This window comes from Pseudomonas sp. Leaf434 (assembly GCF_001425545.1).
Taxonomy (GTDB): domain Bacteria; phylum Pseudomonadota; class Gammaproteobacteria; order Pseudomonadales; family Pseudomonadaceae; genus Aquipseudomonas; species Aquipseudomonas siliginis.
In genome coordinates, this window is record NZ_LMQZ01000001.1 from 618,421 (window position 1) to 632,129 (window position 13,709).

The window sequence follows — 13,709 nt, forward strand, 5'->3', positions numbered from 1 at the left end:
TCTGACGAACGCATAAATCGCTATATCGGGTTATAACGATACGAGGGTGCTGGAGCAGCGACCGCAGTGCTAAGCTGCGCCCATGAACTATCTCGCGCATTTGCATCTCGGCGGCCAGCGCCCTGGTCAGTTACTCGGCAGCCTGTATGGCGACTTCGTCAAAGGTCGGCTGCAAGGCCAGTTCGACCCCGAGGTAGAGGCGGCGATTGCGCTGCATCGGCGCATCGACGTGTTCACCGATCGGCATCCACTGGTGGACATTGCTTTGGGGCGCTTCAGCGAAACGCGGCGGCGCTATGCCGGAATCGTCCTCGATGTGTTTTTCGATCATTGCCTGGCGCGGGACTGGACGCTGTATGCCGACCGACCGCTGGAGCAGTTCACCGCAGACGTCTATCAGGTGCTGTCCCGCGAACGGCAATTGCCGGAGCGGCTGGCAAAGATCGCCCCGCACATGGTCGCCAACGACTGGCTGGGCTCGTATCGCGAGTTTGAGGTGCTGGAGCAGGTGCTGCGCGGGATCTCGCGACGGCTGACCAGGCCCGAGGAATTGGCCGGGGCGATGGCGGAGTTGCGGCGGTTGTATGAGCCGCTGAGTGAAGACTTCAGCCAGTTCTACCCGCAACTGCAGGATTTCGCACAAAACACGAGACCACCGAAAATCTGAATTGTGGGAGCGAGCCTGCTCGCGAATGCGGTGTCTCAGCCAATATAGATGCTGAATGACACGCCGCCTTCGCGAGCAGGCTCGCTCCCACAGGGGATTTGTATTTTCAGGCGGCGATCAAATCGCCTGCGCGACGCGGTTCGGCAGGTTTCGCCACCTCACCAAACAACACCTTCTGCACCGCCTGCTGCGCTTCGAACGCCAGCGCCGCGCGCTCGCGGCCCTGACAGGCAATCGGCTTGAGCAGATGCACCTCGACATCGCCGCAGTCGTTGCTGAACAGGCGCATCAGGTGCGAGAGCAGGTCATCGTCACCAATGAACGGTGCGAGCGTATCGATTTCGCCGTCACGCAGATAACGAATCGCCACCGGTTGCAGCATCACCTCGGAATCGATCGCCGCCGACAGCAGGCGACCATGAAAGGTGCGCAGCGAACGGCCATCGGTGGTGGTGCCTTCGGGGAACATCAGCAGCGCATGTTCGGTTTGCAGATGGCGGGTCATCTGCTTGCGAATCAACTGGCTGTCGCCCGACCCACGGCGGATGAACAGGCTGCCGGCCTTGGCCGCTAGCCAGCCGGCCACCGGCCAGGTGCGTACTTCGGCCTTGGACAGAAACGACAGCGGCGTGAGCATGCCCAGCAGCGGAATGTCGGTCCACGACACGTGATTGCTGACCCACAACATCGGCTGTTTTGGCAGCTCGCCATGCACGCTCACGCGAAACGGCAGGGCGTTGCTCAGCCGCGCCATGAAGAAGCGCGACCAGCGCTGACGCCGCCCCATCGAGTGCGCCAGACCGATGCGTTCGAACACGCCGAAGACGCTGGCCATGGTCAGCCCCAGCGTCACCACCAGCAGCACTCGCGCGATTCGCGCGTACACCCGCAACCGGCTCATCACACCGCCGCCTTGAAGTGTTTGGCGTAGCGCGGGCAGAGTTCGTCGCGCTTGAGCAGGATGAACACGTCGGCGACCTGGAAGTCTTCGTCCCAGCACGGCTCGCCGCAAATCTTCGCACCGAGGCGCATGTAAGCCTTGAGCAGCGGCGGCATTTCGGCGATGACGTTGGACGGGATATCCAGCGTCGGCAGCGGATTTTTCGGTTCGGCGCGCAAGTGTTCGGTGCACAGATAACGCTCGCGCAGACGCTGCATGATCGCGTGGGCCTGAATGCCGCCGTCCTGCATCGGGATGCTCGCGCAACCCATCAGGTAGCTGTAGCCGCCCTGATTGAGCACTTCGGCCAATTCGCCCCAGAGCACGGCGATGGTGCCGCCGTTGCGGTACGCCGGATCGACGCAGGTGCGGCCGATTTCCAGGATCGGGCCTTGCAGATGGGCGAGGCCGTGCAGGCTGAATTCTTCTTCGCTGTAGAACTTGCCGAGGCTGCTGGCGGCGGTGTGATCGAGCAGACGCGTGGTGGCGACCAGGCGCCCGGTGTTCAGGTCACGCACGCCGATGTGGCTGCAGTGAACATCATAATCATCCATGTCCAGACCCAGTTCGGCGCCTTTCAGTTTGGCGTTGAACTCGCCGCTGAAGACGGCGAAGCGCAGGGCCTGGGCTTGCTGCAAGGCTTCGGCGCCGATCAGGCGTTCGGCTTGCAGGCGGCGTTCATTGCCGGTGTCGCTGATGCGGGCGATTTGCGTCATGTGAATCTCCGTACGGGCCTTTAACCCGTCGTGGGTTGCAGCCGATCGACTTTCTTTATGCAGCCGTGTTGTGCAAAGTCAGGCTATGTAGCCCCGGTGTCATCGCCATGAACGTTCGGTGATGCTTATATGACAGCCCACAAGGAGGCGCCCATGCCCTGGCCAGATCTGCTGCACCGCCGTGAACGCTTGCCCGCCGCAGCTGATCTGGCCGAGGGCTTTGCAACGTTGTTGCAGACGCTGGGCAACGTCACGCCGTTCGAATTGGCGGTGGCCGGCGGGCGGCGGATGGCGACGCCGGGGCTGGCGTTTCTGGTGGGTTATCAGGCGGCGCTGCGCATGTTGTGGCCGAGCGCGCCGCTGAGCCTCGGCGCCTTGTGCGCGACCGAGCAACGCAGCCTGCGTCCGGCCGATATGCAAACGCGGCTGCGCGATTTGCGCTTGAGTGGGCGCAAGGATTTCGTCACCGCAGGCGACGCCGCCGATTGGTTACTGGTGGCTGCGCGCAGTGAGGAGCCTGGCGAACCACCGCGCCTGAGTCTGGCGGTGGTGTATCCCGGCGAGCCCGGCGTGAAGGTGGAAAAACTTCCGGCGTTGCCGTTGATGCCGGACATCAGCCACGGTCGCCTGTACCTCGACGGCGCCCTGTGCGAATTGCTCGCTGGCGATGGCTGGGACGCCTACGTCAAACCGTTTCGCACCCTTGAAGATGTCTACGTGCTCAGCGCCATGACTGCGTGGCTGTACGGCATCGGCCAGGACAGCGACTGGCCGCAGGCCCTGCAACTGCGATTGCTGGCGCTGCTGGCCGGGTGCGCCGAGGCCAGCCGGCAAGCGCCGAACAATCCGCCCGGGCATGTGCTGTTGGGCGGGTTGTTTGCGCAGTTTGAAGCGCTGGCGGGGGAGGTGGACCAGGCATTGGGCAATGGCCCGGTGGAGTGGGCGCAGATGTGGCAGCGGGACAAGGGCGTGATGCAGTTGGCGGCAGGGGCGAGGGCGAAGCGGTTGGCCAAGGCTTTGGCGGTGACCTGAGCGGCCCCTTCGCGAGCAGGCTCGCTCCCACAGGGACGGTATTCTTCAATTGAAATGCGATCAACTGTGGGAGCGAGCCTGCTCGCGAAGGCGGCCTCAAAATCACCATACATCTGTCATAAACCCCGACTAGTCTCGACAGGTTCATTCCCAGAGCGCCCACCATGTTCAAAGGCCTGTCCCTGTTCCTGCTGCTGATCAGCCTCACCGTCCGCGCCGAACAGTGGCCCGGCGAGCAATGGCCCATCGCCCCGCAGATCACCGGCCCGGCCGTCGAGGCGCTGGAAAACTACGCCTTCGCGCCGCGCAACGACGCCACCCGCGAAGGCATCCGCACCGACGCCTTGCTGATCATCCGCGACGGCCAGATCATTTACGAACGCTACGCCGCTCCGACCACTGCTCAGACACCGCATCTGACCTGGTCGATCAGCAAAAGCCTGCTGGCAACGGTCCTCGGTGTGGCCTACGGCGAAGGCCGGTTCAAACTCGACGATCCGGCGCTGAAGTTCTACCCGACGCTGGACAAACACCCGGCGATCACCCTCGGCCATCTGCTGAACTGGGCCTCCGGTCTGGATTGGCAGGAAGACTACGAATACGCCCCGCTGAAATCTTCGGTGGTGGCGATGCTCTACACCCGCGGCCATCGCGACATGGCCGCGTTCACTGCGGGCCACGACGCCTACGCCGCGCCGGGTCAGGCTTTCCGTTATTCCAGCGGTGACAGCAATCTGCTCGCCGCTGCCCTGAAAACCATGGTCGGCGCAGAGCGTTATGCCGATTATCCGTGGACAGCATTGTTCGAGCCGTTGGGCATTCGCCACGCCGTGTGGGAAAGCGATGCCAGCGGCACCTTTGTCGCCTCGTCCTACGCCTATCTCACCGCGCGGGATCTGGCGCGGGTCGGTCTATTGATGGCGCGGGGCGGGCGCTGGAACGATCGGCAGTTGCTGCCCGAGGATTGGCTCGCGTTCAACCTCACACCGTTTGCCGGCTACAAGGCGCATCAGGACGAAGCCGTACCCGGCGGCCACTGGTGGCTCAATCGTCGTGTCGACGGCGCCACATCACCATGGCCCGACGCCCCACCCGACACCTTCGCCGCCCTCGGCCACTGGGGCCAGGCGCTGTATGTGATGCCCAGCCAGAAACTGGTGATCGTGCGTTACGGCGATGACCGCGATGGCAGCTACCGGCACAACGAACTGCTCAAACGCGTGTTGCAGGCGGTGCGGCGATGAAGCGCTTTCTATTGTTGCTGTTGGTCGTGCTGCTCGGCTGGGGTTGGTATGAGCGGGAGAATCTCTGGGCTTTCCCGGACATCATCAGCGCCTACACCGCCAAGGAATATTGCTCGTGTCGTTATGTGATGAACAACGACGCCGGGTATTGCCGTGGCTATGTGAAGCAATGGCTGCCAACCAGCGGTTTTACCGATGACGCTTCGAGCAAAACCATCACCGTCAGCGGCATGGGCCGCAGCAACAGCGCGCAGTGGCTGAGCGAACGCCAGGGCTGTCGCCTGAATCCCTGAATTATCTGGTCTCCCCTGTGGGAGCGAGCCTGCTCGCGAAATCGTCGCAAGCCGCAATACATGCTGTGCGGCGAGCATTGCATTCGCGAGCAGGCTCGCTCCCACAGGGCTTGCAATAACTTGGCGGGCGGTTAAGGTTCGTGCAGGTTTATCGCCCACACGAGTGTTCAATGTTCAACCGCTCCCTCTATACAACCTTCGCCAGTCTGCTGTTGACCGCCGTTGCGCTGCCGGCCCAGGCCAATTGGTATCTGGACGGCGAGTCGTCGCGGCTGTCATTCGTCAGCACAAAAAATGCCAGCGTGTCGGAGGTGCAGCGCTTTCTGGTGCTGCACGGCAAGGTCGACCCCAACGGTCGCGCCGAAGTTGAAGTCGAGCTCGAATCGATCAACAGCGGCATTCCGCTGCGTGATGAGCGCATGCGCAAGGAGCTGTTCCAGATCGAGCAGTTTCCCGCAGCCACCATCACTACCCAGATCGACCTGCGTCCGATCAACGATCTGGCCCCGGGCGCGCAGCTGGAGTTGCGCCTGCCGCTGACCGTCAGCCTGCACGGCAAGCAGCACGAATACCCGGCCGAGTTGCTCGCCACTCGTCTCGATGACCGGCGTTTTCAGGTGGTCACGCTGGAGCCGCTGGTGATCAATGCCGAGGATTTCGATCTGGCGCCTGGCCTGGAAAACCTGCGCAAACTCGCCGATCTGTCGGCGATCAGTCTGTCGGTGCCGGTGGGTGCGGTGCTGATTTTCACGGCGCGCTGACATGCGCGGTGCGGTGTTCCCTTGGCGTGACGGCAACCGTTTCGAACTGTTGATCGACGGCCCGCAGTTCTTTCCGCGCATGCTCGAGCACATCGCTGGAGCTACAGAACAGATCGAACTGGAGCTGTACCTGGTCGAGGCCGGCGCCTGCGCCGAAGCCATCGTCCAGGCGCTGGTCGCGGCGGCCGAGCGCGGAGTGCGCGTGCGTTGCCTGTTCGATGATTACGGCAGCCTCGCGTTCACGCTGCATCTGCGCCAGCGCCTGACCCAGGCCGGCGTCGAGCTGCGTTTCTACAATCGCCTGAGCTGGCGGCGCTGGGTCGGCAATTTCTATCGCGACCACCGTAAATTGCTGCTGGTCGACCAATGCCTGGCAGTGGTCGGCGGCACCGGCGTGACCGATGAATTCTGGACGCCGGGCCATGATGTCAGCGAGTGGCACGAAGTGATGGTCGAGATCAGCGGCCCGTTGGTGATCGATTGGCAATTGCTGTTTGATCGCCAGTGGATCGCCAACCGTTACCGCCGCGCCTGGCGCCCGGCCGCGCATTTCGGTTTGCCGCGCCTGCCCCGCGTACCGGACAAGGGCGAAGGCATGGGCCGCGTGGCGTATGCCGATGCCCGTCAACATCGCGACATTTTGCAGTCGTTGTTCCGTGCGTTGAACAGCGGGCAAAAACGCATCTGGATGGCCACGCCGTACTTCCTGCCGACCTGGAAAATCCGCCGCTCCCTGCGCAAGGCTGCCGCGCGCGGCGTCGATGTGCGCTTGCTGCTGACCGGGCCGCGCACCGATCACCCGTCAGTGCGCTACGCCGGGCATCGCTACTACCCGCGCCTGCTCAAGGCCGGGGTGCAGATCTTCGAATACCAGCCGTGCTTCCTGCACCTGAAAATGGTTCTGGTCGACGAATGGGTAAGCATCGGTTCGTGCAACTTCGATCACTGGAATCTGCGTTTCAATCTGGAGGCGAACCTGGAGGCGCTGGACCCGGCGTTGACGGCAGCGGTGGAGGCGAGCTTTGTGAAGGACTTCGGCTTGAGTCAGCTGGTGAGCCTGGAGGAATGGCAGCGCCGACCGTTGTGGCGGCGGGTCAAGCAGCGGGTGTGGGGCTGGGTGGATCGGTTGGTGGTGAATATTCTCGATCGACGCGGATAGCGGGGACACCCAAAACCACTGTGGGAGCTGGCTTGCCAGCGATGAGGCCATCACATTCAACATATCAGTTGACTGTCAGGCCGCCATCGCTGGCAAGCCAGCTCCCACAGGTTTATGTGTTACCTGAAAAAATTACAGCAATTCAAAACTCTGCTGCGTCACCGCCTGCGAATCCAGGCCGATCTGCACGTTGAATTTGCCAGGCTCGGCCGCGTATTTGAGCTGGGCGTTGTAGAACTTCAGGTCTTCCTCGGTAATGGTGAAGTGCACGACCTTCTGTTCGCCGGCCTTGAGCATGATCTTCTGGAAGTTCTTCAGTTCTTTCACCGGGCGGATCATCGAACCGGTGACGTCCTGGATGTACAACTGCACCACGGTTTCGCCGTCACGCTTGCCGGTGTTCTTGACCATGACGCTGGCGTCGAGCTTGCCGCTGGCGTTCAGGGTGGTCGATGACAGCGCCATATCGCTCAGGGCGAAGGTGGTGTAGCTCAAGCCATAACCGAACGGAAACAGCGGGCCGGTGGTGTCATCGAAATACTGCGATGTGTAGTTGCCCGGTTTGCCCGGAGTGAACGGCCGGCCGATGCTCAGGTGGTTGTAGTAGGTCGGGATCTGGCCCACGGAACGCGGGAAAGTCACCGGCAGTTTGCCCGACGGGTTGTAGTCGCCGAACAGCACGTCGGCGATGGCGTTGCCGCCCTCGGTGCCGCTGAACCAGGTTTCCAGAATCGCATCGGCCGACTGGTTCTCTTCGAGAATCGTCAGCGGACGGCCGTTCATCAGCACCAGTACCAGCGGTTTGCCAGTGGCTTTCAACGCACGGATCAATTCGCGCTGGGTTTCCGGGATGTTCAGGTCTGTGCGGCTCGAGGATTCGTGGGACATGCCACGGGACTCGCCGACAGCGGCGACGATCACGTCAGCATCCTTCGCCGCTTTCACCGCTTCGTCGATCAGCACGTTGGCCGGGCGCGGGTCATCGACCACTTCCGGGGCATCGAAGTTGAGGAAGTTCAGGTAATCGAGAACCTTCTTGTCGCCCGTGATGTTGGCGCCACGGGCGTAGATCAGGTTGGCCTTGTCGCCGATCACGGAATTCATGCCATCGAACAAAGTGACCGATTGCGCCGGCCGCCCGGCGGCGGCCCAGCTGCCCATCATGTCGATCGGCGCTTTCGCCAATGGACCGACCAGCGCGATTTTCGCGTCTTTCTTCAGCGGCAGGGTTTCGTTCTGGTTCTTCAGCAGCACCAGACTGCGACGCGCGACTTCGCGGGCCTCGGCGCGGTGCAGGCGGCTTTCGGCGTAGGTGTCGGCCGGATCATCTTCAGCCTTGCCGATGCGCAGGTACGGGTCCTTGAACAGGCCCATGTCGTACTTGGCCGCGAGCACTTCGCGCACAGCGTTGTCGATGTCTTTCTGTTCGATCTCGCCGGACTTGAGCAACCCCGGCAGTTCTTTGCCGTAGAGGGTGTCGTTCATGCTCATGTCGATGCCGGCCTTGATCGCCAGCTTCGCCGCTTCGCGACCGTCGCGAGCGACGCCGTGCTTGATCAGTTCGAAAATCGCGCCGTGATCGCTGACCGCCAGGCCTTTGAAGCCCCAGTCCTTGCGCAGCAGGTCGTTCATCAGCCAGGTGTTGGCCGTGGCCGGAATGCCGTTGATCGAGTTCAACGCCACCATCACACCGCCAGCGCCGGCATCGATCGCGGCGCGGTACGGTGGCAGGTAATCCTGGTACATCTTCACCGGGCTCATGTCGACGGTGTTGTAGTCGCGGCCGCCCTCGACCGCGCCGTAAAGGGCGAAGTGCTTGACGCTGGCCATGATGCTGTCGGCGGCGCTCGGGGTCTCGCCCTGATAGGCCTTGACCATGACTTTGGCGATGCGCGAGGTCAGGTAGGTGTCTTCGCCGAAACCTTCGGAACTGCGGCCCCAGCGCGGATCGCGGGAGATATCCACCATCGGCGCGAAGGTGATGTCGAGGCTGTCGGCGGCGGCTTCTTTAGCCGCAACGCGGCCGGACTGGCCGATGGCGTCCATGTCCCAACTCGACGCAAGGGCCAGCGGAATCGGGAAAATCGTACGGTGACCGTGGATCACGTCGTACGCGAAAAACATCGGAATCTTCAGGCGACTGCGCATGGCAGCGTCCTGCATCGGACGGTTTTCCGCGCGGGTGATCGAGTTGAACGTGCCGCCGATGTTGCCGCCGGCAATTTCCTTGCGGATCAGCTCGCGGGGCATTTCCGGGCCGATGCTGATCAGGCGCAACTGGCCGATCTTCTCGTCGAGGGTCATTTTTTTCATCAGGTTGCTGATGAAAGCGTCCTTGTTTTCCAAAGGTACCGGGGTCGTGGCGGCCAGTACCTGATGACTGGCCAGGCTGACGAACAGACCCAGCAAACACAGCTTCTTCATGAATTTTTTCTCTAGAGCCCAAACGGTGATGCAACACCGGCCAGCCAAAATGTAGGGAGCGACTATTGTTGTTCGGGTGCCGGCGCAAAATCCTGAGCCGGAAAACCGCAGCCGACAGCGGCAACGTGAACGCGAAGGGCACTTTTTAGCCGATTAACCCGTCGCATGCCAGTGGCGGCGCCGATTATGCCCCAACCGCTGGCCGGGAATGCCCAGCGCTCGGTTTTAAATCAAATGTGTCATGGAGCATCACTGCAATGAATATCAGCTCAACCTCCCGTTCACGGTTACAGATCGCCACGTTGCTGGTGTTCGCCACGCTGTTGACCGCGTGCGGCATCAACAATATCCCGACGCTCGACGAACAGGCCAAAGCCGCCTGGGGTCAGGTGCAGAACCAGTACCAGCGCCGTGCCGACCTGATCCCCAATCTGGTGGAAACCGTGAAGGGCTACGCGGCCCACGAACAGGAAACCCTGACCGCAGTGATTGAGGCGCGAGCCAAGGCCACCTCGATTCAGGTCGATGCCAGCACCCTCGACAATCCCGAGAAGCTCAAGCAGTTCCAGCAGGCGCAGGATCAACTGACCGGCGCATTGAGCCGTTTGATGGTGGTCTCCGAGCGCTACCCGGATCTGAAGGCCAACCAGAACTTCCTCGCCCTGCAATCGCAACTCGAAGGCACGGAAAACCGCATTGCCGTGGCGCGTCGCGATTTCATTCTGGCGGTGCAGAAGTACAACACCGAGATCCGCACCTTCCCCGGTCGCCTGTGGCACAGCGTGATGTACAGCGATCTGCCGATGCGCGAAACCTTCGAAGCCACCACGCCCGGCGCGGAGAAGGCCCCGGAAGTGAAATTCTGATTCGAGGTCGTCCATGCGTGTGTTGAAACTAAGCCTGGTGCTGATGCTGTGGCTGTTCGCCGTCAGCGCCCGGGCCGAATTGACGTTTCCGCCGCTGAGCGGGCGCGTGGTCGATCAGGCGCAAATGCTCGAGCCATCGATTCGCACTCAACTGAGCCAGCAATTGCAGGCGCACGAACAGGCCACCGGCGAGCAATTGGTGGTGGTCACGCTGCCGGATCTGCAGGGCACCACCATCGAGGATTTCGGCGTTCAGCTCGGTCGGCACTGGGGCATCGGTCAGAAAGACAAGAACAACGGCGCCTTGCTGATCGTCGCCCGTGACGAGCGCAAACTGCGCATCGAAGTCGGCTATGGCCTGGAGGATCGCCTGACCGATGCGCAGTCGTCGGTGATCATTCATCAGGTCATCACGCCGGCGTTCAAGGCCGGCAACTTCAGCAAAGGCATCAGCGATGGCGTTGCGGCGATGCTGGTGGTGCTCGGTGGCAATCCGCTGGACGAACCGTCGACCGTGTACGAATCCAGCGGCGACCCGGCGGATGATTTCATCTCACGGCATCCGGCGCTGTTCATGTTTCTGGTGATGTTGTTCATCCTGACGGTGTTTGTCTGCCAGATGCTCGGTATCCTGCCTGCCGGCCGTGGTGGCTCCGGAGGAGGGGGCGGCTTTGGCGGTGGCGGCGGATTCGGCGGCGGTGGCGGTGGCGGCTTCAGCGGTGGCGGAGGCAGTTTCGGCGGCGGCGGTTCGTCCGGCGGCTGGTGAGATCAAAAGAATAATGAGCAGGCACTTTTCGACATGGCATTACTGACTGAACACGAACAACGCAAAGTCGCCGAGGCCATCGCCCGGGTCGAACGCGACACCGACGCCGAACTGGTCACGGTGCTCGCTGCCCGCGCCGACGATTACGCGTACATCCCACTGCTCTGGGCCAGTCTGCTGGCGCTGGTGTTGCCGGGCATCGTCCACTACCTCACCGGCTGGCTGACCCTGCGCAGTCTGCTGCTGGTGCAATGGGGCATGTTCATCGTCTTGTGCCTGTTGTTCCGCCTGCCGAAAATCACCACGCATCTGGTCCCGCGCCGCGTGCGCCACTGGCGCGCCTCCAACCTGGCGCGGCGGCAGTTTCTCGAACAGAACCTGCACCACACCGTGGGCAGCACCGGCATGCTGATTTTTGTCTGCGAGGCTGAGCGCTATGTGGAGATTCTGGTGGACGAGGGGATTTCCAAACGGCTGGATAACAGCAACTGGGACGCGATTGTCGCAGCGTTCACCGAACAGGTCCGCGAAGGCCGCACGCTTGAAGGGTTTGTCACGTGCGTGGAGGCGTGTGGTGAGTTGTTGAAGGTGCACGTGCCGGTGACGCAGGTGCGGAACGAGTTGCCGAATCGGTTGGTGGTGTTGGGGTAGATCAAAAGCTCGCAGCCTTCGGCAGCTCCTAAAGGAGAATGCATTCCAATTGTAGGAGCTGCCGAAGGCTGCGATCTTTTGATTTTCGCCGTTGGGTAAATAAGAGGGTGTCCCCAACCCCCATCCCCCCTAAAATACCCGCCATTCCCGATTCCGCCCGTCCGAGGCCGCTTGTCCATGTCCGTTTCCGCTGCTTCCGCGCCGTCCGCCAAACCGGCCGCCGATCACCACGCCCAGTTCATCGAGCTGCTGCAAGCCAGCCTCGACGACAGCGGTTTCATCAAACTGGTGCTGGCCAAGTACGTCGGTGAAGAGGCGGATCTGCAACGGGTCATCATCAAACCGGTGACGGTCAAGGCGCAGCCGTGCCTGTCATTCGTTTATCGCTACAAGACCCGCGACATCACCAAGAACCTGCCGCTGAGCGAAGGCGTGGCGCTGATCGCCGGGCTGCTGCCGGCCTCGTTCAAAAATGCTCATTTACTGGCGCTGACCGACGAAGCGCAGCTGGAATACAGCAAAAAGGGCAAGAGTTCGCTGTTCAAGAGCAAACCTCAGCAATTACGTGAAGCGCCGTCCGCCGAGCACAACCGCGAGAAAAACCGCTTCCTCGAATTGAGCCGCCCCTTCCTCAAAGACCTGGGCGTGACCAATGCACAACACGAGCTGATCCCGGCGATGTCGCGCAAGTGGAAGCAGATCAACAAGTTCATCGAAGTGTTCAGCCATGCCCTGACCTCGTCGCCGCTGGCGCTGGACAAACCGGTGCGGGTCGCCGATTTCGGTTCGGGCAAGGGCTACCTGACGTTCGCCATTCACGACTACCTGCGCAACACGCTCAAGGCCGAGGGCGAAGTCACTGGCGTCGAGCTGCGCGAAGAAATGGTCAACCTGTGCAACGCCGCAGCGGCGAAGCTCGAGCATCCGGGGCTGGTGTTCAAGTGCGGTGACGTGCGCACGGTGGCGCCGAGCGAACTGGACGTGATGATCGCCCTGCATGCGTGCGACATCGCTACCGATTACGCGATCCACACCGGCATCCGCTCGGGTGCGTCGATCATCATGTGCTCGCCGTGCTGTCACAAACAGATCCGCCTGCAGATCCAGAGCCCGGCGCTGCTCAAGCCGATGCTGCAATACGGCTTGCACCTCGGCCAACAGGCGGAAATGGTCACCGACAGCTTGCGTGCACTGTTCCTCGAAGCCTGTGGTTACGAGACCAAAGTCTTCGAATTCATCTCGCTGGAACACACCAACAAGAACAAGATGATTCTCGCGGTGAAACGCGCCGAGCCGGTTAATCCAGCGCAATTGTTGGCAAAGATCGAAGAGCTGAAAGCGTTCTACCACATCAGCGAACATTGTCTGGAAACACTGCTGCGCGCTGACGGTTTTCTCGCCTGATAGCCTGAAATACACCCCTGTAGGAGCTGCCGAAGGCTGCGATCTTTTGATCCTGGTTATTTAAATGCAAGATCAAAAGATCGCAGCCTTCGGCGGCTCCTACATTTATCGCGATCGAGCGTAGTAAGCCTGGAATTACCGCAACCCTTGGATACGGTCTACCTTGAATACTCCCAGACCTTTCCCCGAGGAGTTTTCCCATGGCCGCGAAAAAGATCCTGATGCTGGTCGGCGATTACGTCGAAGACTACGAAGTGATGGTGCCGTTCCAGGCCCTGCAGATGGTCGGCCACACGGTCCACGCCGTGTGCCCGGACAAGTCCGCCGGCAGCACCGTGCGCACGGCGATTCATGATTTTGAAGGTGATCAGACCTACAGCGAAAAACCCGGTCACCTGTTCGCGCTCAATTTCGACTTCGCCAAGGCCCGCGAAACTGATTACGACGCGCTGCTGATTCCCGGCGGTCGCGCTCCGGAGTACCTGCGGCTGAACGACAAAGTCCTCGAGCTGGTGCGCGCCTTCGACAACGCTGGCAAGCCCATCGCAGCGGTCTGCCATGGCGCGCAACTGCTCGCGGCGGCGGGTGTGCTCGAAGGGCGTGAGTGCAGCGCGTACCCGGCCTGCGCCCCGGAAGTCCGGTTGGCGGGCGGCACCTACATCGACATTCCGGTGACCGACGGCCATGTTCAGGGAAATTTCGCCACCGCTCCGGCGTGGCCGGCGCATCCGCAATGGCTGGCCGGTTTCCTCGGTCTGCTCGGTACGAAAATCACCTTGTAGTCGA

14 protein-coding genes are annotated in these 13,709 nt (G+C 61.7%); 11 read left to right on the forward strand and 3 right to left on the reverse strand.

The features are described 5' to 3' along the window. The first annotated feature begins 82 nt into the window (after window positions 1–82). Window positions 83–667 carry an acyl carrier protein phosphodiesterase gene (locus ASG55_RS02755; RefSeq protein WP_056783417.1) on the forward strand — a complete coding sequence of 195 codons (585 nt, stop codon included), beginning with the start codon at window positions 83–85 and terminating at the stop codon, window positions 665–667. Between the two features lie 106 nt (window positions 668–773). On the opposite strand, the gene ASG55_RS02760 is transcribed toward ASG55_RS02755, so the two are convergent. Together ASG55_RS02760 and olsB are read right to left on the reverse strand one after the other, a co-directional pair. After that, entirely contained in the window at window positions 774–1,568 is a 795-nt protein-coding gene (locus ASG55_RS02760; protein ID WP_056783419.1) for a lysophospholipid acyltransferase family protein, read from the reverse strand. Further along, on the reverse strand, window positions 1,568–2,323 hold the full coding sequence (gene olsB, locus ASG55_RS02765; protein WP_016771324.1) for an L-ornithine N(alpha)-acyltransferase: 756 nt from the start codon (window positions 2,321–2,323) through the stop codon (window positions 1,568–1,570). Before olsB ends, ASG55_RS02760 begins: the two co-directional genes overlap by 1 nt. A gap of 153 nt (window positions 2,324–2,476) precedes the next feature. On the opposite strand from olsB, the gene ASG55_RS02770 reads away from it, so the two are divergent. The 5 genes from ASG55_RS02770 (at window position 2,477) to ASG55_RS02790 (ending at window position 6,812) form a co-directional block, all read left to right on the forward strand. Further along, window positions 2,477–3,355, forward strand: a complete 879-nt coding sequence (locus tag ASG55_RS02770; RefSeq protein ID WP_056783420.1) for an acyl-CoA dehydrogenase family protein — start codon at window positions 2,477–2,479, stop codon at window positions 3,353–3,355. Between the two features lie 164 nt (window positions 3,356–3,519). Further along, window positions 3,520–4,599, forward strand: a complete 1,080-nt coding sequence (locus tag ASG55_RS02775; RefSeq protein ID WP_056783422.1) for a serine hydrolase domain-containing protein — start codon at window positions 3,520–3,522, stop codon at window positions 4,597–4,599. Next, a complete protein-coding gene (locus tag ASG55_RS02780; protein WP_056783423.1) occupies window positions 4,596–4,892 on the forward strand; it encodes a hypothetical protein in 297 nt (98 codons plus the stop codon). Before ASG55_RS02775 ends, ASG55_RS02780 begins: the two co-directional genes overlap by 4 nt. A gap of 170 nt (window positions 4,893–5,062) precedes the next feature. Then, window positions 5,063–5,653: a YceI family protein gene (locus ASG55_RS02785; protein WP_016771320.1), complete on the forward strand. Its 591-nt coding sequence runs from the start codon at window positions 5,063–5,065 to the stop codon at window positions 5,651–5,653. A gap of 1 nt (window position 5,654) precedes the next feature. Further along, entirely contained in the window at window positions 5,655–6,812 is a 1,158-nt protein-coding gene (locus ASG55_RS02790) for a phospholipase D-like domain-containing protein (protein ID WP_056783426.1), read from the forward strand. A 132-nt stretch (window positions 6,813–6,944) separates the two neighbouring features. Here ASG55_RS02790 and bglX read toward each other — a convergent pair whose 3' ends face one another. Next, window positions 6,945–9,236 (reverse strand): beta-glucosidase BglX, encoded by a 2,292-nt coding sequence (gene bglX / locus ASG55_RS02795; RefSeq protein ID WP_056783430.1) that lies wholly within the window; start codon window positions 9,234–9,236, stop codon window positions 6,945–6,947. 257 nt (window positions 9,237–9,493) lie between these two features. Here bglX and ASG55_RS02800 point away from each other — a divergent pair, with 257 nt between their 5' ends. The 5 genes from ASG55_RS02800 to ASG55_RS02820 all read left to right on the forward strand — a co-directional run bounded on the left by ASG55_RS02800 (window position 9,494) and on the right by ASG55_RS02820 (window position 13,705). Further along, window positions 9,494–10,102 (forward strand): LemA family protein, encoded by a 609-nt coding sequence (locus tag ASG55_RS02800; RefSeq protein WP_024011957.1) that lies wholly within the window; start codon window positions 9,494–9,496, stop codon window positions 10,100–10,102. A gap of 13 nt (window positions 10,103–10,115) precedes the next feature. Next, window positions 10,116–10,868: a TPM domain-containing protein gene (locus ASG55_RS02805; RefSeq protein WP_056783433.1), complete on the forward strand. Its 753-nt coding sequence runs from the start codon at window positions 10,116–10,118 to the stop codon at window positions 10,866–10,868. Window positions 10,869–10,901: 33 nt separating this feature from the next. Then, window positions 10,902–11,519, forward strand: a complete 618-nt coding sequence (locus ASG55_RS02810; protein ID WP_056783438.1) for a TPM domain-containing protein — start codon at window positions 10,902–10,904, stop codon at window positions 11,517–11,519. A gap of 177 nt (window positions 11,520–11,696) precedes the next feature. Next, window positions 11,697–12,923 (forward strand): class I SAM-dependent methyltransferase, encoded by a 1,227-nt coding sequence (locus ASG55_RS02815; protein ID WP_056783440.1) that lies wholly within the window; start codon window positions 11,697–11,699, stop codon window positions 12,921–12,923. Window positions 12,924–13,123: 200 nt separating this feature from the next. Then, on the forward strand, window positions 13,124–13,705 hold the full coding sequence (locus ASG55_RS02820; protein ID WP_056783443.1) for a DJ-1/PfpI family protein: 582 nt from the start codon (window positions 13,124–13,126) through the stop codon (window positions 13,703–13,705). Window positions 13,706–13,709 lie beyond the last annotated feature (4 nt).

Coding starts and splice junctions, on each gene's coding strand:
- ASG55_RS02780 (WP_056783423.1), top strand. CDS start 4,596: ATGAAGCGCTTTCTATTGTTGCTGTTGGTCGTGCTGCTCGGCTGGGGT.
- ASG55_RS02790 (WP_056783426.1), top strand. CDS start 5,655: ATGCGCGGTGCGGTGTTCCCTTGGCGTGACGGCAACCGTTTCGAACTG.
- ASG55_RS02820 (WP_056783443.1), top strand. CDS start 13,124: ATGGCCGCGAAAAAGATCCTGATGCTGGTCGGCGATTACGTCGAAGAC.
- ASG55_RS02800 (WP_024011957.1), top strand. CDS start 9,494: ATGAATATCAGCTCAACCTCCCGTTCACGGTTACAGATCGCCACGTTG.
- ASG55_RS02805 (WP_056783433.1), top strand. CDS start 10,116: ATGCGTGTGTTGAAACTAAGCCTGGTGCTGATGCTGTGGCTGTTCGCC.
- ASG55_RS02810 (WP_056783438.1), top strand. CDS start 10,902: ATGGCATTACTGACTGAACACGAACAACGCAAAGTCGCCGAGGCCATC.
- bglX (WP_056783430.1), bottom strand. CDS start 9,236: ATGAAGAAGCTGTGTTTGCTGGGTCTGTTCGTCAGCCTGGCCAGTCAT.
- ASG55_RS02785 (WP_016771320.1), top strand. CDS start 5,063: ATGTTCAACCGCTCCCTCTATACAACCTTCGCCAGTCTGCTGTTGACC.
- ASG55_RS02775 (WP_056783422.1), top strand. CDS start 3,520: ATGTTCAAAGGCCTGTCCCTGTTCCTGCTGCTGATCAGCCTCACCGTC.
- ASG55_RS02760 (WP_056783419.1), bottom strand. CDS start 1,568: ATGAGCCGGTTGCGGGTGTACGCGCGAATCGCGCGAGTGCTGCTGGTG.
- ASG55_RS02755 (WP_056783417.1), top strand. CDS start 83: ATGAACTATCTCGCGCATTTGCATCTCGGCGGCCAGCGCCCTGGTCAG.
- olsB (WP_016771324.1), bottom strand. CDS start 2,323: ATGACGCAAATCGCCCGCATCAGCGACACCGGCAATGAACGCCGCCTG.
- ASG55_RS02815 (WP_056783440.1), top strand. CDS start 11,697: ATGTCCGTTTCCGCTGCTTCCGCGCCGTCCGCCAAACCGGCCGCCGAT.
- ASG55_RS02770 (WP_056783420.1), top strand. CDS start 2,477: ATGCCCTGGCCAGATCTGCTGCACCGCCGTGAACGCTTGCCCGCCGCA.